Raw genomic sequence first — 25,258 nt, 5'->3', positions numbered from 1 at the left:
AGAGAATGACACCATGAGTTCACGACAACGAGCGGACATCGCCGTCATCGGCGGCAGCGGCTTCTACTCGTTCTTCGGGCCCGACGCCGAAAGTATCGAGATGGACACCCCGTACGGAGCGCCGAGCGGCCCCATCACCGTCGGCGACGTCGACGGCCGACCGGTCGCGTTTCTGCCTCGTCACGGAGCGAACCACGAGTACTCACCCCACACACTGCCGTACCGCGCGAACATGTGGGCACTGCGAATGCTCGGCGTCGGTCGAGTCTTCGCGCCGTGCGCCGTCGGCAGCCTCGTTCCCGAGTACGGGCCGGGAACCGTGGTGGTGCCGGACCAGCTGGTGGACCGAACCAGTGGGCGCGTGCAGACCTACTTCGACCGCGGCGGAGTACACGTGGAGTTCGCCGATCCCTACTGCGGCGACCTACGCGCCGCAGCACTGCAGGACGGGGTGGTCGACGGCGGCACCATGGTGGTCGTCGAAGGGCCTCGCTTCTCCACTCGCGCCGAAAGCCAGTGGTTCGCTCGACAGGGATGGACCCTGGTCAACATGACCGGCCATCCCGAAGCCGTGCTCGCCCGAGAATTGGAGCTCTGCTACACCCCGATCGCCCTCGTCACGGACCTCGACGCAGGAATCGAAACCGGGCAGGGCGTCAGAGCCGTCGATGTCTTCGCGGAATTCCAGAAGAACATCGAACCGTTGAAAGCACTGGTGCGCAGCGCTGTCAACGCCGCGCTGATGGGTCCGTGCGAGTCCTGCCGGGTCCATGACGGCGTGACTCTGCCGATCGAGCTGCCATGACCCGCGTCCTTCTCACCGGCGCAGCCGGTTTCATCGGCGGACACATACGATCGGCGCTCGAACCGAATCACGACGTCGTCGCCATCGACGCGATGCTCGCGTCGGCTCACGGCCACAGCCTAGATTCCAGCAGCGTCGATTCCAGCAGCGACATCACCCGAGTCGACGTGCGCGATCACGCTGCGTTGGTCGAGCTTCTGGCGAGCGTCGACGTCGTGTGCCACCAAGCTGCCGTCGTCGGCGCAGGCGTGGACTCCGCCGATGCGCCTGCCTACGCCAGCCACAACGATTTCGGGACCGCCGTTCTGCTCGCAGCGATGGCAGAAACCGGCTGCACCAGACTGGTGTTGGCATCGTCGATGGTCGTGTACGGCGAAGGAAAATACCGCAACGCCGCCGGCGACCTCGTGATGCCGGGCCCCCGTACGAGGTTGGCGGACGGCATCTTCGAGAACACCGACCCCGCCACCGGCGAGGTCCTGGACTGGGCACTCGTGGAGGAAGACTCGGAGCTGCGGCCACGCAGCACCTATGCAGCGAGCAAGGTAGCCCAGGAGAACTACGCCCTCGCCTGGTCGCTCGCCACCGGCGGTTCGGTGACCGCACTGCGGTACCACAACGTGTACGGGCCTCACATGCCGAGAAACACCCCGTACTCCGGAGTCGCCGCAATGTTCAGGTCCTCGCTCGAAGCCGGCAAGGCTCCCCAGGTCTACGAGGACGGGCACCAGGCGCGAGACTTCGTACACGTCAGCGACATCGCCGCTGCGAACACCGCAGCCATCGACGCCGCATTACCAGGATTCACTGCCCTGAACGTCTCGTCCGGGCACCCGATCACCATCGGGGAAGTAGCCTCCACGCTGTCCGACGCCTGCCGCGGCCCGGCCCCACAGATCACCGGCCAGTATCGACCGGGCGATGTGCGACACATCGTCGCCAGTCCTGAAAAAGCCGAAAGAACACTCGGATTCGTCGCCGCAGTGTCCCCGGAACAGGGCCTCCGCGAGTTCGCGACAGCACCACTGCGCGACGCGGAAGGCACCGGTGCACCTCGTGTCTGACGTGACGGTCGTCCTGCCGTGCATGAACGAAGCAGGATCACTTCCCGGCGTGCTGGCACGAATTCCCACCGGGTACGTCGCGCTCGTCGTCGACAACAACTCCACCGACGGCACCGCGGACGTCGCGAAAGCACACGGCGCCACCGTGGTACACGAATCCGTTCCCGGATACGGATCGGCAGTGCACGCAGGGGTGCTCGCAGCAACAACCGACATCGTCTGCGTGATGGACGGAGACGGGTCGATGGATCCGCAGGATCTCCCTGCCCTGGTGAGCGCGCTGGACACCGCCGACCTGGTCGTCGGCCGTAGACAGTCCGGCCACTCCCCACTGCACGCACGCCTCGGGAATGCCGTTCTCTCCCTTCGACTGCGAACCAAGTACTCGCTACCGGTCCACGACCTCGGCGCGGTGCGGGCGACACACCGACGAACACTGCTGGACCTGAACGTGACCGACCGACGATCGGGATACCCCCTGCAACTTCTGGTGCTCGCATCCAAGGCCGGGCTGACCGTCCGCGAACTGGACGTCACCTACAATCCGCGAACCGCCGGTAAATCGAAGGTATCCGGCTCGATCAAGGGGACGATCGTTGCCACACTGGACTTCTGGAAGGTGTTGTCATGAAGGTCACCGCCCTGGTCGTCGCTAAATCCCCCGTTCCCGGATTGGCCAAGACAAGGCTCGCCGCAACCCTCGGCACCGACGCCGCCGCCGACATCGCCGCCGCCGCACTGCTCGACACCCTCGACGCAGTGTCCGCCGCAAACTTCGATCACCGCGTCGTCGCCATCACCGGCGACCTCGACAAAGCAAGCCGCCGAGAAGAATTGGAAACGGCACTGGCGTCGTACACCGTGGTGAGGCAGCGCGGCGACGGGTTCGCCGAGCGCCTGATCCATGCACACGAGGACGCGTCGGGTACCCCTGTCTTCCAGATCGGAATGGACACCCCGCAGATCACCGCGGAACTGCTCGACGCGTCGGCGATGCACCTGACGGAACCGGAGCAGTCGGTGCTCGGTCTCGCCGAGGACGGTGGATGGTGGGCACTGGGACTGCCGAATGCCGCTCTTGCCCAGGCGTTACGAGACGTTCCCATGTCCACGCCCGCCACCGGAGCCTCGACGCGCACCGCACTGGAGAACTTGGGCGCTCGCGTGCGGACCCTGTCCGTCCTGCGCGACGTCGATCACGAGAGCGACCTGCAGTACGTGGCCGCGGAGTGCGCGTCGGGCAGTCGTTTTCGGGCCGCGGCCGAGCGGTACGTACCGCGTCTGCAATGATCGATGGATGCTCTCGGAGAACACCAGTGTCTGACAAGAAACCTGCTCGGATCCGGTTTCCCCGTCGGCTGAGACAGGTCGATCCCGCGCGCCGCGGAATCGTCCTCGCGTGGCTGGCCTTCACCGTCACGTTCGGCGGGGCCAGGTTGGTCACGTGGCTGATCCAGATCGACACCCGCGGCGTCGGCGATCTCAGTGCCGGCGGGGTTCACCTGCACCACTATCTGTGGGGAATTCTCCTGCTGGCGGCGGTCGCGATCTTCGGGTTGGTCGACCGCAGCCCGAGAACTCGCTCGTGGATGGGCATCGCACTCGGCATTGCGTTGGGACTGATCGTCGACGAAGCAGCTCTTCTCATCACACTCGAGGACGTGTACTGGCAGAACGAAGGTTGGTCGTCGATTGCCATTGCGGTGACTCTGATCGGCGTCGTCGGAAGTGCTCTGGTGCTCACGCGTAGCGGGGCGACCACCGAAGACTGACCTGAAATTCCCTCATAGGGTATTTTGGGGAATTGTGGCGAACGACTTCTATACCGCCGAGCAAGTCGCCGAACTACTCGGCCTTCACGTCCGGACGGTGCGCAACTACATCCAGGACGGACGTCTGCCCGCCGTCAGAATCGGCAAGCAATACCGCATCACCCCCGCCGGCCTGGCGGCACTCACCAGTGGCGACTCCCCTGCGTCGGAGATCGGCGTCGACGTGACGAGCATCGTCGACGCCACCGCCATCGACGAGCACACTGCCTCGCGTCTCGCACTGTTTCTCTCCACCGCCGCCACCGGCCGTGGTCCGAGCGCTCGGCGGCTTCGGATCGACACCGCATACGACACATCGACGTCGACGCTGAAGATCGTCGTCTTCGGCGGTGCAGGCGACGTCGCCGAGGTTCTGCGCTTGATCGACACCTTCGTCGAGGGAAGCCGATGAACGTTCTCCACGTCTCCGCCGACGGACACCCGATCGGTACGGAACAGGACGCACTGGACATCGTCGGCGAGGCATTCGGCATCGAGGCGCGCGTCGCCGTGGTCCCGGTGCAGCGGCTGATGCCGGAATTCTTCGATCTCAGCACCCGCCTCGCCGGTGAATTCGTACAGAAACTAGTGAACTACCGGATTCTCCTCGTCATCGAAGGCGATATCCAGCCATATACCGAGGTCAGCGAGCCGCTACGCGCATTCGTGGCCGAATCCAATCGGGGCCGACACATATGGTTCGTTCCCAATCGGTTATCGCTCCAGGACCGGATTGCAACAATCCGATAGCCGCTTTCGCAGTCATTTCTCAGGACCAAGTGCTACAAACAATGTGTGACCGGGGTACTCATAGGCGTGGCGATCTGGATGGCGATGGCTCTCGTCGTCGCCGTCGTGCTGGGTCGGGTCTCTCAGCGCGCGGACAGCGAAGAACTCGGATCGACCCTGAGCTGGGACACCGACGAGATCGACGAGGCCGTACAGCACGACCGGTAGACGCCGCTTCCGAGCGCCTACTCGTTCTTCTCCACGATTTCCGTCAGGATCTGTGCCGCCTCTGCGAGCGTGGCGCGCTCGTCGTCGCTGAGCTCACCCAGTCTCTCGGCAAGTACCCGCTCACGCTCGGCGACGTCGGTGTCCGCCACAGCCCGTCCCGAGTCCGTCAGGGTCAGAACCACCTGTCTCCGATCGGTCGCGTGCGGCACACGCTCGAGTAAACCCATCTCCACCAGGGCGTGCGACGATCTAGACACCGACGGCGGTTTGATCCGCTCACGCACGGCCAGCTCGCCCGTGGTCATCGGACCTTCCCGAAAGAGGGTCGTCAGGATCGACAGCTGAGCGACGGGAATTCGGTCGCTGGCGTGCCGCAGACGAAGCCGACGATTCAGGCGCATCGCCGACACCGACAGGTCCCTGGCCAGGTGCGTGTCCGATTCCGAGCTCATCCCGACAGGTTAGCGTGCCGAACGAACAGGGCGCGCACGGCCGACCCTCCGAGCGCGCAGATCCTGCGGCATCATCGGGGGATGGATGCCGAAGACTGGGACCGCAAGTACGAACGCCGTGACGCCGTCCCCGGCGAACCGCCCAACCAGACACTCGTCGAGATCGCGACGTCGCTTCCCCGTGGACGCGCCCTGGACCTGGCGTGCGGCGCCGGACGCAACTCCATCTGGCTGGCCACGCGGGGGTGGGAGGTGACCGGCGTCGACTTCTCGTCGGTGGCACTCACCCGAGCACACCGCGTCGCGTCGGCGTCGCCTGCATCCGTCCGAAACAGGCTCACCTGGGTCCACGCGGATGTGACGACCGTCCTAACGGAACCGGGATACGACCTGGTTCTCGCGCTCTATCTACATCTACCCCACGAGCAACGCCGCAAAGCAATCTCGACGGCACTCGATGCGCTGAAACCTGATGGAATCCTCATGATTCTCGGTCACCATTCGAACAACATCACCGATGGAGTGGGCGGACCCCAGGAAGTCGAACTACTCTATACGCCAGAGGAATTGGCAATCGACGTCGGCGATCGAGCCGTCGTGAACCTCTGTGAAACAAGGTTCAGAACGACAGACAGCGGTACCGCAATCGATTCGTTACTACTCGCCAGTAGGTCCCGCCTTGGCAGCGCGAATGAACGGGGGTAATATGCCTCTATGTTACCGACGAGTAGCTATACCGAGTAGCTAGATGCTTGGGCGGTACTCACGAGACCGCACCACCGACTGGAGAGCGACGCAATGGGCCATTACAAGAGCAACCTTCGGGATCTCGAGTTCAACCTCTTCGAGCTGTTCGGGCTCGACGAGTCCCTCGCAGGTGACAACTTCGGAGACCTCGACGGCGAAGCCGCACGCGACATGCTGCGCGAGGTAGTACGCCTGTCCGAGGGTCCCCTCGCCGAATCCTTCGCCGACGCGGACCGCAACCCGCCGGTGTTCGACCCGGAAACCCACACCCTGAAGCTTCCGGACTCGTTCAAGAAGTCCTTCAAGGCCCTCTACGACGGTGAATGGTGGCGCGTCGGCCTCGACGACGAGGTCGGCGGCATCGCCGCTCCCCGCAACCTCGGCTGGGCACTCAACGAAATGCTGCTCGGCTCCCAGCCGGCCGCGTTCATGTACTCCGCCGGACCCTCCTTCGCCAACGTCCTGTTCCACAACGGAACCGACGAGCAGAAGGAATGGGCCAAGGTCATCGTCGAACGCCAGTGGGGCGCCACCATGGTCCTCACCGAGCCCGACGCCGGATCCGACGTCGGCGCCGGACGCACCAAGGCCATCAAGCAGGAAGACGGCTCCTGGCACATCGAGGGGGTCAAGCGCTTCATCACCTCGGCAGTGTCCGACGACCTGTTCGAGAACATCTTCCACCTCGTTCTCGCCCGCCCCGAAGGCGCAGGACCCGGCACCAAGGGCCTCAGCCTGTTCTTCGTCCCGAACACCCACTTCGACTTCGAGAAGGGTGAACTCGGCGAGCGCAACGGCGTCTTCGTCACCGGCGTCGAACACAAGATGGGACTCAAGGCGTCGGCGACGTGCGAGCTCACCTTCGGCGGACACGGAATCCCCGCGCAGGGCTGGCTCGTCGGCGAGGTACACAAGGGCATCGCGCAGATGTTCGACGTCATCGAACACGCACGAATGATGGTCGGCACCAAGGCAATCGCCACCCTCTCCACCGGCTACCTCAACGCTCTCGACTACGCGAAGCAGCGCGTCCAGGGCGCCGACCTGACGCAGATGACCGACAAGGCAGCACCGCGCGTCACCATCACGCATCACCCCGACGTCCGTCGCAGCCTCATCACGCAGAAGGCATACGCCGAAGGCCTGCGTGCTGTGTACCTGTACACCGCCGCTCACCAGAACCCGATCACGGCCAAGCAGGTCTCCGACGCCGACGAGGACATCGCCTACCGCGTCAACGACCTGCTGCTCCCGATCGTCAAAGGCGTCGGCTCCGAGATCGCCTACCGTCAGCTGGCCGAGAGCCTGCAGACCCTCGGCGGCTCCGGCTTCCTGCAGGACTACCCGATCGAGCAGTACATCCGCGACTCGAAGATCGACTCGCTGTACGAAGGAACCACTGCCATCCAGGCGCAGGACTTCTTCTTCCGCAAGATCGCTCGCGACCGCGGCGTTGCACTCGCTCACGTTGCCGGACAGATCAAGTCGTTCATCGACAGCGAAGCAGGCAACGGCCGGCTCAAGGCAGAGCGCGCGCTTCTCGCCACCGCACTCGAGGACGTGCAGGCCATCGTCACAACGATGACCCAGCAGCTCATGGGTGCACAGGAACAGCCCACCGAGCTCTACAAGGTCGGCCTCGCATCGGTGCGCTTCCTCATGGCATTCGGCGATCTGCTCATCGGATGGCTCCTGCTCCGTCAGTCCGAGATCGCCATCACGGCACTCGACAACGGCGCCGAAGGTAAGGAAAAGGCGTTCTACGAAGGCAAGATCGGCGTCGCGTCGTTCTTCGCCAAGAATATCCTGCCCGAGCTCACCGCAACGCGGAACATCCTCGCCAACATCGACCTCGACGTCATGGAACTCGACGAAGCAGCATTCTGATCCCTGCTGTCACCACGGCCGCACCCTCGCCCGAGGGTGCGGCCGTTGTCGTCGGTGCAGACGCTCACCTGTGGGCCGGACGCTCACCCAGGTGCTAGCACTCGGCCGTGCGTCCGGCACGTAGGTGAGCGTTCACATGCTCTGCTCCAAGTGCCCCGGGAGCAGATGGCCCATTCGGTCACGTTTGGTTTCGAGGTAACGCACGTTCGCGGGTGCGGCTCCGACGAGCAGTGGAATGACGGCGGTCACGGCGATACCGTTCTCCCGCAACCCATCCACCTTCAGCGGGTTGTTGGTGAGCAACCGGACGTCGGCCACCTCGAGGTCGTCGAGAATGGCTGCGGCACCGCCGTATTCTCGACCGTCGGCCAGTTCGTCGAGTTCGAGGTTGGCCTGCATCGTGTCGAAGCCCTGATCCTGCAGTCGGTAGGCAGCGAGCTTCTTGAGCAGACCGATGCCGCGACCCTCGTGTCCGCGGAGGTAGACCACAACGCCACCTTCGCGGGAGACTCGCGCCAATGCAGCGTCGAGCTGTGGTCCGCATTCACATCGTTGGGACGAAAAAGATTCGCCGGTCAGGCATTCGGAGTGAACACGGACTATCGGTGACCCGGCGAGCTCACCCTTGACCAGTGCGATGTGTTCGGCCCCGGTCTCCTTGTCCGCATATCCGATTGCTCGGAATTCACCGTGCGCGGTCGTCAAGACCGTCTCTGCCACTCGTTCGACGCGTCGCGGAGCGGGAACTGCCGTCACTCCGTGTGCCAGCCGGTAGTTGATCAGCTGTTCGATGGTCAGTACCGGAAGCTGCATCCGACGCCCCAGAAGCTCGATGTCCGGGAAGGTCATCATCGTCCCGTCATCGGCGACGAGCTCGGCGATGACGCCGACCGCGGGCACTCCCGCCAAGCTGCACAGATCGACGGCGGCCTCGGTGTGTCCCGGACGTTCGAGCACTCCACCGGGGCGCGCACGCAGTGGGATGACATGCCCGGGCCTGATCAAATCGGTTGCGCTGGAGGACGGATCGGCCAGCACCTGTAGAGTGCGGGCGCGATCGGCTGCGGAAATACCCGTCGTCACGCCCTCGGCAGCGTCCACCGTCACGGTGTAGGCCGTTTTCTTCGGATCCTGGTTGTCCGCCACCATCGGCGGCAGCTCCAATGCGTCGGCGCGTGCTCCGGACATCGGCGCGCACAGCAATCCCGAGGTGTTGCGGATGGTCCACGCCGTCCATTCGGGCGTCACCCGATCCGCAGCGAGGATGACATCGCCTTCGTTCTCACGCCGTGCGTCGTCGGTCACCAGTACGGGTTTGCCTGCACGGAGTGCGTCGAGCGCTTCCTTCATCACTGCTCGACCTCCACGGCCAGGCGACGGAACTTGCTGCCGTGAAACACGATCGGCGCAACGTCCTTGATCTCGAGTTCGTTGATCCGCATCAACACGATCGCGTGATCACCTGCGGGGACCTCCTCGGTGACGGTTGCGTCCAACCACATGCTCGCACCGCCGATGAACACGGCACCGTCCTCGGTGGTGGTCACGTCCAGACCTTCGAATCGGTTGCCGGTCTTCGCGGCCAGCGTCCGAGCAGCGACATCGTGTGCCTCACCGAGGACGCTGATACCGATGCGATCCGCGGCCGCGAACTTGGGCCAGGTCGTCGACGTGTTCTGAACGCAGAAAGCAACCAGAGGCGGGTCGATCGAGACCGACACGAAGCTACTGGCCGCCATACCCACTGGAACACCGTCGATTTCGGCACACAGCGCTACGACGCCACTGGGAAATTGGCCAAAAGCCGAACGGAGAACGGCCGAGTCGAGGGAAGTGGTAGCGAGAGTCATGAGATGTCCGTTCGTGTCGTGACCGCATCGGTCAACACGCGGCCCCAGCGTGCGACGTAATCGGCAATTGCGGTGTCCGTTGTGTACGTGGTGTCGATCAGATAGAGACCGGGAGCGGGAGTGACAGCGCCCAGTTCGACGAGTGTGTGCTTGAGAAACAGATCAGGCGCCATGGCGTGCGCTGGGCCTGCGCCGAGCATCACCGGCACGACGACTACGTTCTCCAGCCCTGTCCCGGTTGCGAACTGATCGAGAAAAAGTTTCAGCACACCGGTGTAGGTCGCCTTGAAGGTCGGGCTCGCCACCACCACGAGGTCCGAGCCGCGGACCGACTCGACTGCGGACGCCACGCCGGCGTCGCCCCACCCGAGTAGGCCTGGACCGAGGGTGATGACGTCGATGATCTCGTCGACCTCACGGCCGGCCACGGCCTCGGCGACGAGGCGCGCAGCGTCCAACGTCCGAGAGCCGGGTTTCGGGTTGCCTGCAACCACTGTCAGTTTCACTTCGGGCCTCCAGCCACATCGATTCCTGATGTGACTGCTACTCAACACCGAGGTCGTGTCGAATATGCAACCCGAATGTGGCGGACGTATTGCGCCGCGCCGGTGCCTCCACGCCGTGCAACCGACCAGGGCATGAGCCCGCAGCCAGCCGCACAACGCCGCAGCGGCTACGCCGCACAACGCCGCCGCGGCTACGCCTGAAGCTTGCGGAACTTGCTGCCGTGGAAAATGATGGGGTCGATGTCGCTCTGGACCTTCAATGAATGGATGCGCAACAGAACGATCAGGTGATCTCCAGCCGGAACCTGCTGGTCGATCGTCGTGTCGAGCCACGCTGTCGCGCCCTCGATGAACACGGCGCCCTGCTCGGTGGTCGTCAGGTCGAGCCCGGCGAAGCGGTCACCCGTCTTGGCTGCAAGCGTCCGCGCAGCATCGTTGTGAGCCTCGCCCAGAACACTGACTCCGATGTTGGGGACGCCTTCGAGCTTGGGCCATGTGGTCGACGTGTTCTGAATGCAGACTGCCACCAGCGGCGGCTCGATCGACACCGCGACGAAGCTGCTCGCGGCGAGCCCGACCGGAACCCCGTCGATCTCCGCCGCGACGGCGACGACCCCACTGGGGAACTGCGCGTACGCCTGGCGCAACGTCGCCTGGTCGAGGTCGGTGTGTGTGAGCGTCATGCCGAAGCTCCCTTTCGTGCGTCTGCGGCGGCCGTGATGACGGGTCCCCATCGCCGCGCATAGTCCACGATACGAGTGTCCTCGGTGAAAGTGGTATCGATGAGGTACAGACCGGGAGCCGGCGTGATGGCGCCGAGCTCCACGAGCACCGGCTTGAGCAGCAGATCCGGAGCCAACGCGTGAGCAGGTCCCGCTCCTAGCATCAGTGGAACGGCCACCACATCACGCAAACCCTCGTCGGTGGCGAACTGGTCGAGGAACAACTTCAGCACACCGGTGTACGTGGCTTTGAACGTCGGGCTCGCGAACACGACGATGTCGGACGTCGCCACCCGGTCGACAGCCGCCTTCACCGCGTCGTCACCCCAGCCGAGCAGCCCGGATCCGAGCGTGATGACGTCCACCTGACCGTCGGCCTGCCCTCCGGTGATCTCCGACGCCAACAGATGCGCTGCCGCCAGAGTCCTGGATTCGGGTTTGGGATTGCCTGCCACCACGGTGACCGTCATGAGCCTTCTTTCGATCCGAGAACACATTCCCCATCAGCCAACACCTCACCGCGGACGGGTGTCCAGGTTCTGAATCACGCAGATCGAAACCCCGGGAATGATCGCCGACGTTCCTGCGTCGTACTCTGAGGTAGTTAGCAGAACTCACAAAGGACGGTCCAGTGCCGACAATCGACACCTACATCGCTCTCGGCGACTCCTTCACCGAAGGCGTCGGTGACCCCGACCCGTCGAGCCCCAACGGAGTCAAGGGCTGGGCGGACCGAGTGGCCGACCAACTCGGCGCCCACAACCCGAACTTTCGATACGCCAACCTCGCAGTGCGAGGAAAACTCCTCGATCAGGTCATCCAAGACCAGGTCGGCACCGCGATCGACGTCGCCCCCGACCTGATCACCATCTACGCGGGCGGAAACGACATGATGCGGCCGAAGGTCGACATCGACGGAATCGTCGAGCGCTACGACGCCGCCCTCGCGGATCTGACATCGACCGGCGCACGCGTAGTGGCATTCACGGCCTACGACGCTGGATGGTCGCCGATCTTCCGGACCTTCCGCGGTCGCACCGCGATCTACAACGAACTGCTCCGCGAAGTCGCCGACGACCGAGGCGTCGAACTGATCGACTACTGGCGTTTCGACGGCTACGACGACCCGCGCATGTGGGACTGGGATCGACTCCACATGTCCACCCGCGGACACACGAGAATGGCTGCGGAAGTGCTGGACTTCATCGGCGTCGAACACTCCATCTCGCTGCCGGCCCTCGATCCGCTGCCTCCTGTCGAGAAGGCACACCAACGACGCGAGAACGCCGAATGGGTCAAATCGTTCGCGGCGCCGTGGGTGTCCCGACGCCTGCGCGGTGCGTCGTCGGGAGACGACATCAGTCCGAAGCACACTGCCCCGCAACCGATCACGGTCTGACTATTCGCCGTCCTCCGCGGGCGGCGCGGCCGGAGGAGCTGCTCCGGCCGGTCGGTCGGTCGGCTCGTCCTCGGGCTCCGGTTCGGGCTCGGGCGATTCGCACCGGACGATCGGGATCGGGTCGTACTTGACCGTCCTCGTGTCACGGGAGATTTCGTTGCCGGTGGCGATGTCCGTGATCACCCGAGTATCGCTGGCGGTGAAACCGGGCCCACCACCGGACGGCACACACGCATTGCCGGCCGGCAAAGTGATGGTGTTCGGGCTCGTCGGATTGGACCGGGGCCCGGTGATGGATTGGACATCCACCGTCTTGGTGCCCCAGAGACGCACTGTCACATCCGAACTCGACCCGAACGACTCGATCACCACACCCGTCTTGCCGGTGTTGGTGAACTTCAGATCGATCGCACCCTCGAACACGGTCGCCTCGCGGGCCTCCGGGTATCGACTGATGTAGTAGCTGTGTTCGGTGTGCCCGGCATCTTCCATGCCGCCGAAGTACGCCGCGTTGTACAGCGTCGTCGCGAACTGACTGATTCCGCCTCCGACAGCCCTGTCCGGTCGCCCGTTGTCGATGATGCCCGATTCCACGAAACCCTGAGCCGTGCCACGAGGGCCCGTGTACTCGTTGAGCGAGAAGGTTTCACCCGGCTTCACCAACGCGCCGTTGACGATGTCGGCGGTCAGCCGAATGTTGACACCGGACGCGTATTCGAAACCGCCCGTGGTGTATTCCGCCACCACCTCCTGGATCCCGAGCGCCTGCGCACCCTCCGTCGTCAAGGCGGGTTGAGCCTGCTCGTAGATCGCGTCGCTGGAACGGGAATCAGAGGAGCCGAGCAGAGCAGGCAACTGCTCCAACGTCTTCGGCCACTGAACCAGTTCACCGACGACGGCGGGAACGACTGTCGGGGCACCGCCACCGAGCGCGAACGTCGCATCCTTCGGCGGGGTTTCCGTCGACGCCAACTGCGGGGCGAGAAGCGCCGTCGCGGCGGGGGTGTCGTACCTGGTTGCGAGAACACCGTCGCCGTCCGGCTCGAAGCTCAGCACCGCGGCCACGTTCTCCGGAGACAGCACCGCGCGCGCACCGTCGCGGCCGGTGAACACCACCGGCGCCGACACCGCAGGCGTAGCGACCTCGGCCAGAACACGATCGACCTCGTCCTGATGAACGGTCACGTCGACGGTCTCCACCGGTACCTCGACCGCACCGAACGCCCAGTTCGCCTCGATCTCGTCCCGCGCAGCCTGCACGTCCATCGTCTGCCCCGGCGCCGGGGTGACACCGACCGGAGTAGTGCCCTCGAACACCACATCGCCCTCCGATGGCGCTCGATCCGTCTGTGCCCGAATCGATTCCACACTGGCATCGAGCAGCGCCGCATCGACGGTCGACTCGACGCCGATCTCACGATCGGTGAAGAACGACATCACACGTGTGAACGGACTGACCGGCTGCGAACCGGCACGGTCGAGCGTCGTCGCCCAATCCACTCCGAGACCGGCCTCCGACGGCACCACCTGCAACTGCTGATCACCGGCGTCGACCACGACCGCCTCGTTCACACGGGGGCCGAGCTCGGACACGAGCTTCGCCTCGGCGTCCTCGTGGCTCAGACCGCCGACCTCGATACCGGCGACGGTGACGCCCCGGGGAACCGAACCACTCGTCGAGAGCATGTCCGCCGCATAGAACACTCCCAGAATCGCCACCGCGGCGCCTGCGAGAACGGCAATCTTCATGCGAGAGAACTTCTCTTCTTCCTTGCCAGCGGGCTGTCCCTCCGTGTCGCCGTCAGCGGGCTCGGCTGGTACGAACTGCGCGGTGGGGGCAGGCTGCGCGGTGGGGGCAGGCTGATGTTCGGACGACGCTGCGACGACGGGAATCGCGACGGTGGCGCTGTCCTCACCCGCGGGCTCCGGGGCCACCGGCCCCCGATCACCGGGCGGTGTCACTGCGGAATACGCCTGCGTCGGAGCCGACTCGACTGGACCGGGCCCGACCGAGCTGACGTGCCCTGCTGCCGGAAGCCCGGAAGGGGGTGTGGGTTGGTCCTGCGTGTCGGGCTCGGGAGCAATCGCTTCGTCGGCATCAGGCTCTTCGGAGGTGAGCGGAGTCGGCGATCCCTCACCGGGGAGGCCCGCGACTGGTCCGTCCTCGAGTCGATCACTCTCAGCGACATCGTTCTCAGCGGCAACGTCGTGAGATGCAACGGCCCCAGCGTCCGTGACCGAAGAATTCTCTGCCGGAATGTCGGCGCCGTGTTCGTCCTCGGCTGTTATCTCATCTGCTGTCAGCTCGTCGGCTGAGACCTCATGGGCTGAGATCTCGTCGGACCGGTCTTCCGCCACCGGTCCCTGCTCGGCCGACTCCTGCTCGACGCGCTCCTGTAGAGGTGGTCGAGGGCCAGGAGGGACAGCTGATTCGGACGACTGAGCCGGGGACTGCCCTGGAGGGGGCTCGTCGGGATCGATGGCACGCATCACCTCGGTGATGGCCTCGTACGGCAGAACGTGCCCGGGCTCGGTGTCGACCGTTTCGACGTCGTCCCGTGGGTCGCCGTGCGCGCCGGCATCACCCGCATCGCCACGAAGCGCCTCGTCACGGGCTTCCTCGTCGGACCGGGAGCCGCGCTCGTGCTTGCCCTTGCCGTCTCCACCGACGCTCACGTTCTCGACCCTCCCGAAACCCCGGACGAACACCGACACTGTCGCGCACGAGCTTACGCATCGACACGTGAGGGGATCGACTCGAGCATCGGGAAACCCCGGCCGCCGCAGGCCCACGAAAGAGGCTCCACACCGCTGCCGGGTCGGGGGTCGGGCAGCAGTGTGGAGCCACTACGAGTATCGCGCATGCTTGTGAAGCGTTACAACCGATCGCGCGGTGTCTCGCCAATTCATTCAGGTGAATGATCGGCGGGGTGTCGTGCTGTCGCCCTGCCCGACAGCACGCACCCAATGACCGGTCCTGACCAGTGCGAGCGTGAGCAGAAGCCGATCCCTCGGATCGGTGAGGTCCTTGCCGGTCAACTCCTCGATACGACGGACTCGGTAGATCACGGTGTTGCGGTGGCAATACAGCACCTTCGCGGCATTCGTCGGCGATCCATCACTGGCAAGCACGTGGGCGAGCGTCTCGAGCAACGTCCCACGCTGAGGCTCGGGATGCGTCCACATGTTCCCCAACGCGTGGTGAACCAGTAGGTCCGAGGACTCCTCGTCGGCCGCCATGATCACGCGCGGCAGCCGATCGGTCGCCAATGCCACCCCGGCCTCCTCCGAAATCGTGTCCGCGGTGAGCGTCGCCAGCCGATACGCCGCCGCGAACGAGGACACACCGTCGGGCGAATGTGCCACACCCACCGGGCCCACCGCCCTGGCTGCGAGCGCGTCGACGACGGAATTCAACGATCCCTTCGTCAATGCAACGAGCGCGAACTGATGCCCGTCGCGGATGTTCCAATGAGACACCGCACCGATCTGATCCAGCGCATCCTCCGGCGCAGTGAGAGGCGGTGAACCCTGGTCGTCGACGGGCCCGACGACACACGCGATCTGCTGCGACGCCGAAAGTCCCAGTGTCGCACGCGCTTCGAGTACGAACGACGGATCACCTCCACGCCCGGACCGCAGGCCGTCCAGTACCACCAGAACGTTGGCAAGATCGCGTTGCTGCATCCGAGCGCTCTCGCGGCGGTACGCGTCGACCAGAGTCTCGTACTGCCCGTCGAGTGCACGCCACAACTGCTGACCCGCCACGAGAAGAAGATGTTCGTCGATGTCGGACCGCCGCCGATCACGCGCGTGAACCAACTCTTCCCACAGCGTCCGACTGCCGAGTGTGTACGCCTTGAGCACCAATTCCATCGGGATGCCCTGACGCGCACGCTCCCGCCCGGTGCGGCGCCACACCTCACGGGTGTTGTCGTCCGCGGCCGACACACCGGACAGCGTCCGTAGCCCCTGGCGTATGTGTTCGCGGGTACTTCGCCTGATCTCGCCGGCAATGTCGGGCGTCGCGCTGGCCAGGTACGCAGGTTCCTGCTCGATCAGCGCCAGCGTGATGGAGTCCGCAATCGAATCCGCCCGATCGATCAACGCCGACCACGCCCGTTGAATCTTCTCCTGATCCGACGCAGGCACCCGCACACGAGCAGCACCCACCGAAGGACGGTCGGTGGGGCGGTCGAAGGCAACCATCGACACAGTTTTGCGCATCCCGCCCAGTCGGCAGGGCGATTTGACCGGTACTGGTGCCGCGGGACCCAAACATTCTGTGCGCTGCGCCCATACCGCCCGTTGTGCGCGGCAACCATAGTGAACGCACACAGATTGTGAGGTGGATCACTTGAGTTCGACGGTTACCCCCAGTCCGATCTTCACCATGACCGACGTCGACGTCACGTTCGGCGGCGTCGTCGCACTGTCGAACGTCAGTCTCGACGTTCGACCCGGTGAAGTCCTCGGCGTCATCGGCCCCAACGGCGCAGGCAAGACAACACTGTTCAACGTTGCATGCGGACTCGTCCGCCCGCACACCGGAACGCTCACTCGAAACGGAGAGCCCCTGTCCCGGCTGCGACCCCACGACCTCCCCAAGCTGGGCATGAGCCGAACACTCCAAGGACTCGGCCTGTTCGACCGGATGAGCGTCGTGGACAACGTCATGATCGGCGCCGACAGACGGGCACGCACCGGAATACTCGCCGGACTGCTCGGGCTGCCATCGAGTGCATCCGACGACGCCGCAGTGCGATCGGCCGCAATGGCCACGCTCGAACGACTCCGAATCGACCGGTACGCCGACCGCTTGCCGCCGAGCCTGCCCTACGCCGTGCGGAAACGCGTCGCCCTCGCTCGCGCACTCGTCAGCGAACCGTCACTGATCCTGCTCGACGAACCCGCATCCGGACTGTCCTCCGACGAGATGGCAGAACTGGGCAACGAAATCCGAGCCCTCGCCCACCCCGAAACAAATCCCTCCGCAGGCTCCACTCCCGCCGCCCCGGGTCATTCCGCAGGCTCCACTCCCACCTCCCCGGGTCATTCCGCAGGCTCCACTCCCGCCCCCTGGGGTGATTCCGCAGGCTCCACTCCCGCCCCCTCCGCGCCGGCGTCGGTGATGCTCGTCGAACACCACATGGACCTCGTGATGAGCGTGTGCGATCGAATCTTCGTCCTCGACTTCGGCAAGGTGATAGCCCACGGCTCACCCGACGAGATCCGTCAGGACCCGGCCGTTCTGGCCGCGTATCTCGGGAACGAGGTGACCCACGGTGAGTGACTCGGCCCAGATTCACATCACGGACCTGACCGTTCGCTACGGACCTGTCACAGCATTGGATTCGGTGTCCATGACGGTCGCAGCCGGTGCGATCACCGCGGTGCTCGGCGCCAACGGTGCCGGCAAGACCACCCTGCTCCGGACCGTGTCGGGGCTGCTGAAGCCCGAGTCGGGCAGCATTCGTCTGGCGGGCACGGAGCTGGTGGGAGTGCCGCCGGACCGCATGTCCCGCAAAGGACTTGCTCACGTTCCCGAAGGACGGGGCGTCATCGCCGAGCTCACCGTCGAGGAGAACCTCCGCCTCGGAGCTCTGGGACGCAACCGAAGTCACGACGCCGTCACGCTCGACCGGGTCTACGGCATGTTCCCGCCACTCGACGGTCGTCGCACGTCGTCCGCCCATACCCTGTCCGGCGGTGAGCGGCAGATGCTCGTCATCGGACGCGCGCTGATGGCAACGCCGTCCGTGCTCCTCCTCGACGAACCGTCGCTCGGTCTCGCGCCGAAAGTCGTCGCGCAGATCTTCGACACGCTCCGCACACTCGTCGAAACCGAGTCCATGACAGTTCTTCTCGTCGAACAGAACGCACGAAGCGCCCTGTCGATCGCCGAACACGCCGTTGTCCTCGATCTGGGCAAGGTCGCCGTCGAAGGCCCAGCAGCCACACTCGCCGACGACGACGCCCTCCGACACGCCTACCTCGGGTTCTGACGCGAGCTGAAAGGACGCCACCTCAAGTGCAGCAACTGCTCACCATCCTCATCAACGGAGTGACGACCGGCATGATCTACGCCGCGTTCGCCCTCGCCCTCGTTCTGATCTGGCGGTCGACACGCATCGTCAACTTCGCTCAAGCTCCGATGGCCATGATCACCACCTACGTCGCGCTGGTGGTCATCGACGCCGGATACTCGTACTGGATCGGCTTCGGCGTCGCTCTCGTTTGCGGTCTGATCCTGGGAGCAGCCGTCGAACGTCTCGTGGTTCGGTTCGTCGACAGTTCGTCTCACATCAACCCCGTCATCCTGACGCTGGGACTGTTCATCATCATCCACGCGGTGGCAGCCATCGTGTTCGGCAACCAGTTCCGTTCCTTCCCTGCGCCGTTCGGCTTGACCGGCCAGAAGGTCGGCGATCTGAACATCGCGCTCACCGGGTACGACGTCTTCAAGATCGTGGCAGTGCTGATCGTCCTCGGACTGCTCGTGCTGCTGTTCCGGTTCACCGACCTGGGTTTGAAGATGCGTGCGAGCGCCTTCGAGCAGGAGGTGGCGAAACTGCTCGGTGTCCGCGTCGGCCGCATGCTGACCCTCGGATGGGCACTGGCCGCCGTGGTCGGATCCTTGGCGGGTCTGCTGATCGCGGGAGGCTCGTTGGTCCACCCCGGGTACATGGATTCGATCGTCGTATTCGGTTTCGTTGCAGCCGTTCTCGGCGGTCTCGACAGTCCGGGTGGTGCCGTCGTCGGCGGCTTGCTGATGGGTGTGGGACTGAGCTTCGTCAGCGGCTACCTGGGCCAGGATCTGGTCTCCTCCGCGGCACTGGTGATCCTCATCGTCGTACTGCTGCTCAGACCGAGCGGGCTGTTCGCCGGCACCGCGGCGCGGAGGGTGTGACATGAACGCTGTCCTCACCCGCATGACATCCACACCGGTTCGCCGTCACTTCCTCTGCGCGGCAATCGGTCTGGTCGTCGTCGTTCTCGCTCTCGAATCGCTGAGCACGTTCCGGCAGAGCCAGCTGACGTCGGTGGCCTACCTCGCGATCGCGGCCGGTGGCCTCACCGTCCTCACCGGTCTGAGCGGTCAGCTCTCGCTCGGTCACGGAGCGTTCATGGCCGTCGGCGCCTACACCGCGGCCCTGATGCTACGAGCCCAGGATTCCGGGTGGTCCGTACCGTTGGTCCTGCTCGCCGCCACCGTCGTGACCGGCATCGTCGGAATCGTCGTCGGCATCGCCGCGGCCCGTCTCCACGGACCGTATCTGGCGGGCGCGACGCTGGCCCTGGCCGTCGCCGTTCCCGGCCTCGCGTTGTACTTCAAGGACTACCTCGGCGGTGAGCAGGGCCTCGTGGTTCCCGCTCCGAAAGTACCGGGACCGATCGACGACGTCATGTACTTCATCACCGGAAACGAGCTCAGCGGAACCAAATTCGTCGCCTACGTCAGTTGGATCCTTCTCGTCGTCGTCTTCTTCCTCCTCGCCAACGTGTCCGCCAGCCGCATCGGACGACGCTGGCGAGCAGTGCGCGACGACGAGGTGGCCGCGGAACTCGCCGGGATCGACCTGGGCCGGGCACGAATACTGGCGTTCGTCGTCAGCTCGGCCTGCGCCGGAGCCGCAGGCGCTGTCCTCGCGATGTCCGCCCGCATCGCCGCACCGAGCGGATTCACCCTGACACTGTCGCTGACGTTGCTGTCGGCGGTGGTGATCGGCGGGCTCGGAACACTGTCGGGCGCCCTGATCGGAGCCGCACTGCTGACCTACATTCCGCCGGTGGTGACGAACCTCGGACTCGACGCCGGACTGAGCAGCCTCCAATCCGCCGAGCTCGCACCACTCGTCACGGGAATCTTCACGGTTCTCGTGATCCTGTTCGCTCCACTCGGTTTGACCGGAACCTACCGAAAGTGGCGTCTCACACGGAGCATCACGAGAAAAGGGGAACGATGAACAGAACCAGATCGCTGGCAGCGCGGACGACCGCCTTGGTCGCGGTGGTGTCACTGGCCGCCGCGTGCGGCGCGGGAGGTAGAGACGAGGCCTCCGAAACGTCGGAGGGCTCCACCGTTGGCATCACCGACACGTCGGTGAAGATCGGTGCGCACTTCCCGCTGACCGGTGTCGCCGCCCCCGGATACAGCGAAATCCCCACCGGCGCACAGGCTTACTTCGACTACGTCAACGCCGCGGGCGGCATCAACGGCAGGCAGATCGAGTACGTCGTACGTGACGACTCCTACGACCCGACGACCACGACGCAGGTCGTCAACGAACTGGTTCTGCAGGACGAGGTCTTCGCCGTCGTCGGCGGACTCGGCACCGCGACACACAGCGCGGTGGTGGACTTCCTCAACGAAGAAGGAGTACCGGACCTGTTCGTCTCCTCCGGCGCGATCATGTGGGGCAACGACCCGGCGAAGTACCCCAACACGTTCGGCTGGCAACCCGACTACCAGGTCGAGGGCAAGATCATCGGCGACTGGGTCAAGAAGAATCGCCCGGATGCCAAGGTGGGCCTGTACTTACAGGACGACGACCTCGGACGCGACAGTGAAGCTGCGGTCCGACAATATCTCGACGACCAGATCGTCGAGGTGGTCCGCTACACCTCCGGCAACACCGACGTCGCGCCGCAGATCGCCGCACTCCAAGGCGCAGGCGCAGACCTGGTACTCGGTTTCAACGTCCCGTCCTACACCGCCCTCAGCCAGTTGACGGCGATGCGCCTCAACTACGACCCGGAATGGTTCTACTCCTCGATCGGATCCGACGTCGATCTCGTCGGGTCACTCCTCGGACGGTTCTCCCAGGGCGCCGTCACCGACGGAAACCAATCGCTCGAAGGCATGATCTCGCTCGAGTACATCCCCGGAATCGACTCACCCGAGAACCCCTGGACCCAACTGTGGCAGAAGGTGTGGGCGGAGAACGGCGACGGCCAACCTCTCACCAACTACCGCATCTACGGCCTCAGCCAGGCATACGCATTCGTTCAAGCGTTGGAAGCAGCAGGCGAGAACCCCACTCGCGAGGGGATTGTCTCCGCCATCCAAGAGGGCGGCATGGACTTCCAGGGACCACAACTGGCGCCCTTCCGGTACTCGGACGACAGCCACCTCGGCATCTCCGGCGCAAGTGTGTACCAAATCGTGAACGGCGTACCCGAGTACCTGACACCGGTCCTACAGACGGACATCGGAGACTCGGAAGTAGTCGAGTACACCGGTGAAGAGTCCACCCCGCCCGAAAGCGGAATTCCCGGCTAGGCCGACTTCTCGCAGGTCACGGTCGACAGATCCGTAAACCCCTCGCTTGCGGATCTGCCGACCGGGTCGTTCCGCAGGCTCCACTCCTGCCGACCGTCTGCCCCCTGGTTCGAGCGCCGGTTACCTAGCGCTCGATGATTGCGGTGACGCCCTGACCACCGGCCGCACAGATGGAGATCAGGCCACGGCCCGAGCCCTTCTCTGCGAGCATCTTGGCCAGCGACGCGACGATACGGCCACCGGTAGCTGCGAACGGGTGACCGGCAGCCAGCGACGATCCGTTGACGTTGAGCTTGCTCCGGTCGATCGACCCGAGCGCACCGTCCAGCCCGAGCCGCTCCTTGCAGTACTCGTCGCTCTCGAATGCCTGCAGCGTCGCGAGCACGACGGATGCGAACGCCTCGTGGATCTCGTAGTAGTCGAAGTCCTGCAGCGTAAGCCCGTTGCGAGCCAGAAGACGCGGAATGGCGTAAGTCGGGGCCATCAGCAGTCCGTCCTTGAACGAGCTGTTGCCGTGGATGTAGTCGACCGCAGCCGTCTCGGAGTCCACCAGATGCGCCAGAACCGGAAGGTTGCGCTCCGAGGCCCACTCGTCCGTCGACAACAGCGCCGCCGACGCGCCGTCGGTGAGAGGCGTCGAGTTGCCTGCCGTCATGGTGGCGTCGCCCAGCTTGTTGCCGAACACGGGCTTGAGCGTCGACAACTTCTCGACGGTCGATCCCGGACGCAGGTTGTCGTCGCGGGTGAGACCGAGGAACGGCGTCACCAGGTCGTCGAAGAAGCCGCGGTCGTATGCGGCTGCCATGTTCTTGTGGCTCGCGGCGGCCAGCTCGTCCTGGTCCTCGCGGCGAACACCGAACTCCTTGGCCGTGATCGCGGCGTGCTCGCCCATCGACAGGCCGGTACGCGGCTCGCCGTTGCGCGGGATCTCGATGCCGAGCATGGACGGACGAACGTTGCCGAGCAGCTTGATGCGATCGGTGGTGGTCTTCGCGCGATTGAGAGACAGAAGGAATTCGCGGAGCTCGTCGTTGACGCCGATCGGCGCATCCGACGTGGTGTCCACGCCGCCACCGATGCCTGCATCGATACGTCCCGACGCGATGGCGTCGCCGACCGCGATGATCGACTGCAGCCCGGTGCCGCATGCCTGCTGGATGTCGAACGCCGGGGTGTACGGGCTCAGTGCGCTACCGAGTACGACCTCGCGGGTCAGGTTGAAGTCACGCGAGTGCTTGAGGACGGCACCGGCAGCAACGAGACCGAGACGCTCGCCCTGCAGCCCGAACCGGCTGACCAGCCCGTCGATGGTGGCGGTGAGCATATCCTGGTTGGAAGCCAGAGCGTACTTCTTGTCGGAGCGCGCGAACGGGATGCGGTTGCCACCGACGATTGCGACCGGTCGTAGCTGCTTGCTTGTCACTTTTCGTCTCCAAACATCGTGGAAAAAGACCCTGGTGGAGAATCATCTTACTGACGAGTAAGTTGGTTGTCGACACCCGGTCGTGCGCTCCCTGCTTCACAGAAGGGAGGCGCCAAATCGAAAGGTAGGACAGTGGCAGCCACCAAGGGAGCCCCAGACCTCTACTCCACGTTCCTGGCGTCCGCGCCCGGAGCCTTCATCGCCAAGCAGGCAGGTCTGCCGCAGCCCGAGAAGCTGCGTCGCTACAAGGCAGGCGAGCCGCCTCTCGCCGGCCCCGTGCTCATCGGCGGACAGGGCCGACTCGTCGAGCCGCTGCGCGAACTGCTGTCGGACTACCCTCAGGCCCAGGCACACGACGACAAGTACGGCGCCCTGGTCTTCGACGCCACCGGCATCGGCAACGTCTCCGAACTCGAGCAGCTGTTCCAGTTCTTCCAGCCCGTCATCCGCAACCTCGCACCCTCGGCGCGCGTCGTCGTCATCGGCACGACGCCGGAAGAGACCGCGAGCGTCGACGAGCACGTCGCCCAGCGCGCACTCGAAGGATTCACCCGCAGCGTCGGCAAAGAGGTCAAGCGCGGCGCGACGGCTCAGCTCGTCTACATCTCGCCCAAGGCATCGACCGGACTCTCCGGCCTCGAATCCACACTCCGCTTCCTTCTGTCCGCGAAGTCCGCATTCGTCGACGGCCAGGTCATCGCCGTCGGCGACGCAGACTCCGAGGCACCCGCATCCTGGGACAAGCCTCTCGCCGGCAAGGTAGCCGTCGTCACCGGCGCTGCCCGCGGCATCGGCGCCACCATCGCCGAGGTCCTCGCCCGCGACGGCGCAACCGTCATCGCAGCCGACATCCCCGCTGCCGGTGAAGCACTGTCCGAGACCGCGAACAAGGTCGGCGGCACTTCCCTCGCCCTCGACGTGACGGCACCCGACGCCGGCGAGGTCCTCTCCAAGCATCTGCTCGAACGCCACGGCGGCGCGGACATCATCGTCCACAACGCAGGCATCACCCGCGACAAGACGCTCGCCAACATGGACGACAGCCGCTGGAACTCCGTCATCGGCGTCAACCTGGCTGCACCGCAGCGCATCACCGACCAGCTCGTGGCATCGGGAGCACTCAAGGAAGGCGGACGCGTCGTCGACGTCTCCTCCATCGCCGGTATCGCCGGCAACCGCGGCCAGACCAACTACGGCACGTCCAAGGCAGGCGTCATCGGCCTCGTTCACGCATCGGCACCGGTTCTCGCGAAGAAGAACATCACCATCAACGCCGTCGCCCCCGGATTCATCGAGACCGCGATGACGGCAGCGATTCCGTTCGCGACACGCGAGGCAGGCCGACGCATGAGCTCGCTGCTGCAGGGCGGCCAGACCGTCGACGTCGCAGAGCTGGTGTCCTACTTCGCCTCCCCCGCGTCCAACGCCGTCACCGGACAGATCGTCCGAGTCTGCGGCCAGAGCCTCCTCGGCGCATGAGCGTCGTCCAGCTCACGGAGCAGCCGAAGACGTCGGAGATCTACACTTCCGCTGCGCTCGGAGCCCTGCCGTTCCTCGGATCGAAGTCCACCACGGCGCCGTCGACGGTGTACGAACTCCGCGGGCTTCGCGTCGACCCCGACAACCTGGCCGCGTACAGCCGGGCCACCGGACTGCGGTTCGGCGACACCCTGCCGGTGACGTATCCGTTCACGCTCGTCTTCCCGACGGTCATGAAACTGATGGTGTCCAAGGCATTTCCGTTCGCCGCCATCGGATCGGTCCACGCCGAGAACGTCATCGAGCAGTACCGGGCAATCTCCTCCTCGGAGCCCCTGGATGTACGTGTGCACGCGGAGAACCTGCGTGAACACCGCAAGGGCTTGTTGATCGACGTGATCAGCGAAGTCAGCGTCGGACGCGAGCTCGTCTGGAAGCAGACCTCGAGCTTCCTGAGCCTGCAGAAGACCTCACTGTCCGGTGGACCTCGCGAAGCACCGCCCGCCGACGAGGTCCCGCCGCCCCCGACACGCACACTGCGAGTGGATCAGAAGACGATCAGCAGGTACGCATCGGTCTCCGGGGACCGCAACCCGATCCACGTGTCGTCGTTGGGCGCCAAGGCCTTCGGCTTCCCGCGGACCATTGCACACGGAATGTGGAGTGCAGCAGCAGTACTGCAGGTCATCGAAGGTCGCATCCCCGACAAAGTGACCTACAACGTCCGCTTCGGCAAGCCCATAGTCCTGCCCGCAACGGTCAACCTCTACGCCGAATCCGTCGGCGCCGGCTGGGACCTGTCACTCAAGAACCCGAAAAAGGGTTACCCCCACCTCACCGCAACCCTGCGATAGGTGCAGTTTCACCCCCTTC

Annotated in this window: 27 protein-coding genes; 18 read left to right on the top strand and 9 right to left on the bottom strand. The window is 64.8% G+C overall.

The window, feature by feature from the left end:
• Window positions 1-13 precede the first annotated feature (13 nt).
• From BH95_RS22485 to BH95_RS29130, 8 genes are read left to right on the top strand one after another with little or no spacing between them, the layout of a single operon-like run.
• Window positions 14-805, top strand: a complete 792-nt coding sequence (locus tag BH95_RS22485; RefSeq protein WP_020110502.1) for an S-methyl-5'-thioadenosine phosphorylase — start codon at window positions 14-16, stop codon at window positions 803-805.
• Window positions 802-1,869 (top strand): NAD-dependent epimerase/dehydratase family protein, encoded by a 1,068-nt coding sequence (locus BH95_RS22480; protein WP_037184176.1) that lies wholly within the window; start codon window positions 802-804, stop codon window positions 1,867-1,869. Before BH95_RS22485 ends, BH95_RS22480 begins: the two co-directional genes overlap by 4 nt.
• The gene (locus BH95_RS22475; RefSeq protein WP_019665600.1) at window positions 1,853-2,500 is read left to right on the top strand and encodes a glycosyltransferase family 2 protein; all 648 of its coding nucleotides are present in this window, start codon (window positions 1,853-1,855) and stop codon (window positions 2,498-2,500) included. The genes BH95_RS22480 and BH95_RS22475 overlap by 17 nt, the downstream gene beginning before the upstream one ends.
• A complete protein-coding gene (locus tag BH95_RS22470; RefSeq protein WP_037184173.1) occupies window positions 2,497-3,159 on the top strand; it encodes a TIGR04282 family arsenosugar biosynthesis glycosyltransferase in 663 nt (220 codons plus the stop codon). Before BH95_RS22475 ends, BH95_RS22470 begins: the two co-directional genes overlap by 4 nt.
• Before the next feature lie 26 nt (window positions 3,160-3,185).
• The gene (locus BH95_RS22465; RefSeq protein WP_019665598.1) at window positions 3,186-3,641 is read left to right on the top strand and encodes a hypothetical protein; all 456 of its coding nucleotides are present in this window, start codon (window positions 3,186-3,188) and stop codon (window positions 3,639-3,641) included.
• Between the two features lie 34 nt (window positions 3,642-3,675).
• Window positions 3,676-4,092, top strand: a complete 417-nt coding sequence (locus BH95_RS22460; RefSeq protein WP_019665597.1) for a helix-turn-helix domain-containing protein — start codon at window positions 3,676-3,678, stop codon at window positions 4,090-4,092.
• Window positions 4,089-4,430, top strand: a complete 342-nt coding sequence (locus BH95_RS22455; protein WP_020110498.1) for a DUF4180 domain-containing protein — start codon at window positions 4,089-4,091, stop codon at window positions 4,428-4,430. The genes BH95_RS22460 and BH95_RS22455 overlap by 4 nt, the downstream gene beginning before the upstream one ends.
• Before the next feature lie 45 nt (window positions 4,431-4,475).
• Window positions 4,476-4,637: a hypothetical protein gene (locus BH95_RS29130; RefSeq protein ID WP_019665594.1), complete on the top strand. Its 162-nt coding sequence runs from the start codon at window positions 4,476-4,478 to the stop codon at window positions 4,635-4,637.
• A 17-nt stretch (window positions 4,638-4,654) separates the two neighbouring features.
• Here BH95_RS29130 and BH95_RS22450 read toward each other — a convergent pair whose 3' ends face one another.
• Window positions 4,655-5,089 (bottom strand): MarR family transcriptional regulator, encoded by a 435-nt coding sequence (locus BH95_RS22450; RefSeq protein WP_019665593.1) that lies wholly within the window; start codon window positions 5,087-5,089, stop codon window positions 4,655-4,657.
• Window positions 5,090-5,170: 81 nt separating this feature from the next.
• On the opposite strand from BH95_RS22450, the gene BH95_RS22445 reads away from it, so the two are divergent.
• Window positions 5,171-5,794 carry a class I SAM-dependent methyltransferase gene (locus tag BH95_RS22445; RefSeq protein WP_037184170.1) on the top strand — a complete coding sequence of 208 codons (624 nt, stop codon included), beginning with the start codon at window positions 5,171-5,173 and terminating at the stop codon, window positions 5,792-5,794.
• Between the two features lie 93 nt (window positions 5,795-5,887).
• The gene (locus BH95_RS22440; RefSeq protein WP_020110495.1) at window positions 5,888-7,723 is read left to right on the top strand and encodes an acyl-CoA dehydrogenase; all 1,836 of its coding nucleotides are present in this window, start codon (window positions 5,888-5,890) and stop codon (window positions 7,721-7,723) included.
• A gap of 132 nt (window positions 7,724-7,855) precedes the next feature.
• Here the strand turns inward: BH95_RS22440 and BH95_RS22435 are convergent, their stop codons facing one another.
• From BH95_RS22435 to BH95_RS22415, 5 genes are all read right to left on the bottom strand, one after another.
• Entirely contained in the window at window positions 7,856-9,073 is a 1,218-nt protein-coding gene (locus BH95_RS22435) for a bifunctional 3,4-dihydroxy-2-butanone-4-phosphate synthase/GTP cyclohydrolase II (RefSeq protein WP_033188883.1), read from the bottom strand.
• Window positions 9,073-9,573, bottom strand: a complete 501-nt coding sequence (locus BH95_RS22430) for a flavin reductase family protein (protein WP_020110493.1) — start codon at window positions 9,571-9,573, stop codon at window positions 9,073-9,075. Before BH95_RS22430 ends, BH95_RS22435 begins: the two co-directional genes overlap by 1 nt.
• Entirely contained in the window at window positions 9,570-10,079 is a 510-nt protein-coding gene (locus BH95_RS22425) for an NADPH-dependent FMN reductase (protein WP_019665586.1), read from the bottom strand. Before BH95_RS22425 ends, BH95_RS22430 begins: the two co-directional genes overlap by 4 nt.
• 191 nt (window positions 10,080-10,270) lie before the next feature.
• Window positions 10,271-10,762: a flavin reductase family protein gene (locus tag BH95_RS22420; RefSeq protein WP_019665585.1), complete on the bottom strand. Its 492-nt coding sequence runs from the start codon at window positions 10,760-10,762 to the stop codon at window positions 10,271-10,273.
• Complete coding sequence (locus BH95_RS22415; protein WP_019665584.1) at window positions 10,759-11,271, bottom strand: NADPH-dependent FMN reductase; 513 nt, start codon at window positions 11,269-11,271, stop codon at window positions 10,759-10,761. Before BH95_RS22415 ends, BH95_RS22420 begins: the two co-directional genes overlap by 4 nt.
• Before the next feature lie 161 nt (window positions 11,272-11,432).
• Between BH95_RS22415 and BH95_RS22410 the strand changes: the two genes are divergently transcribed.
• Window positions 11,433-12,200 carry an SGNH/GDSL hydrolase family protein gene (locus tag BH95_RS22410; protein ID WP_020110491.1) on the top strand — a complete coding sequence of 256 codons (768 nt, stop codon included), beginning with the start codon at window positions 11,433-11,435 and terminating at the stop codon, window positions 12,198-12,200.
• Here the strand turns inward: BH95_RS22410 and BH95_RS22405 are convergent, their stop codons facing one another.
• Together BH95_RS22405 and BH95_RS22400 are read right to left on the bottom strand one after the other, a co-directional pair.
• Window positions 12,201-14,915: a VanW family protein gene (locus BH95_RS22405; RefSeq protein WP_037184167.1), complete on the bottom strand. Its 2,715-nt coding sequence runs from the start codon at window positions 14,913-14,915 to the stop codon at window positions 12,201-12,203.
• 195 nt (window positions 14,916-15,110) lie between these two features.
• The gene (locus BH95_RS22400) at window positions 15,111-16,409 is read right to left on the bottom strand and encodes a PucR family transcriptional regulator (protein WP_269210580.1); all 1,299 of its coding nucleotides are present in this window, start codon (window positions 16,407-16,409) and stop codon (window positions 15,111-15,113) included.
• A 148-nt stretch (window positions 16,410-16,557) separates the two neighbouring features.
• Here BH95_RS22400 and BH95_RS22395 point away from each other — a divergent pair, with 148 nt between their 5' ends.
• Genes BH95_RS22395 through BH95_RS22375 form a run of 5 tightly spaced genes read left to right on the top strand, consistent with a single transcriptional unit; the run spans window position 16,558 to window position 21,483 of the window.
• Window positions 16,558-17,493, top strand: a complete 936-nt coding sequence (locus tag BH95_RS22395) for an ABC transporter ATP-binding protein (RefSeq protein ID WP_037185416.1) — start codon at window positions 16,558-16,560, stop codon at window positions 17,491-17,493.
• The gene (locus BH95_RS22390) at window positions 17,486-18,205 is read left to right on the top strand and encodes an ABC transporter ATP-binding protein (RefSeq protein WP_019665579.1); all 720 of its coding nucleotides are present in this window, start codon (window positions 17,486-17,488) and stop codon (window positions 18,203-18,205) included. Before BH95_RS22395 ends, BH95_RS22390 begins: the two co-directional genes overlap by 8 nt.
• 26 nt (window positions 18,206-18,231) lie before the next feature.
• The gene (locus tag BH95_RS22385) at window positions 18,232-19,110 is read left to right on the top strand and encodes a branched-chain amino acid ABC transporter permease (protein WP_019665578.1); all 879 of its coding nucleotides are present in this window, start codon (window positions 18,232-18,234) and stop codon (window positions 19,108-19,110) included.
• A gap of 22 nt (window positions 19,111-19,132) precedes the next feature.
• The gene (locus BH95_RS22380; RefSeq protein ID WP_244165089.1) at window positions 19,133-20,167 is read left to right on the top strand and encodes a branched-chain amino acid ABC transporter permease; all 1,035 of its coding nucleotides are present in this window, start codon (window positions 19,133-19,135) and stop codon (window positions 20,165-20,167) included.
• A complete protein-coding gene (locus BH95_RS22375; RefSeq protein ID WP_037184163.1) occupies window positions 20,164-21,483 on the top strand; it encodes an ABC transporter substrate-binding protein in 1,320 nt (439 codons plus the stop codon). The genes BH95_RS22380 and BH95_RS22375 overlap by 4 nt, the downstream gene beginning before the upstream one ends.
• A 124-nt stretch (window positions 21,484-21,607) precedes the next feature.
• Here BH95_RS22375 and BH95_RS22370 read toward each other — a convergent pair whose 3' ends face one another.
• A complete protein-coding gene (locus BH95_RS22370; protein WP_020110485.1) occupies window positions 21,608-22,906 on the bottom strand; it encodes an acetyl-CoA C-acetyltransferase in 1,299 nt (432 codons plus the stop codon).
• Window positions 22,907-23,038: 132 nt separating this feature from the next.
• Here BH95_RS22370 and BH95_RS22365 point away from each other — a divergent pair, with 132 nt between their 5' ends.
• Window positions 23,039-24,385: a 3-oxoacyl-ACP reductase gene (locus BH95_RS22365; protein ID WP_019665574.1), complete on the top strand. Its 1,347-nt coding sequence runs from the start codon at window positions 23,039-23,041 to the stop codon at window positions 24,383-24,385.
• Entirely contained in the window at window positions 24,382-25,239 is an 858-nt protein-coding gene (locus BH95_RS22360; RefSeq protein ID WP_037139830.1) for a MaoC/PaaZ C-terminal domain-containing protein, read from the top strand. Before BH95_RS22365 ends, BH95_RS22360 begins: the two co-directional genes overlap by 4 nt.
• Window positions 25,240-25,258 lie beyond the last annotated feature (19 nt).

This window comes from Rhodococcoides fascians A44A (assembly GCF_000760735.1).
Lineage (GTDB): Bacteria > Actinomycetota > Actinomycetes > Mycobacteriales > Mycobacteriaceae > Rhodococcoides > Rhodococcoides fascians_E.
This window is presented reverse-complemented; position numbering and strand designations above follow the sequence as displayed.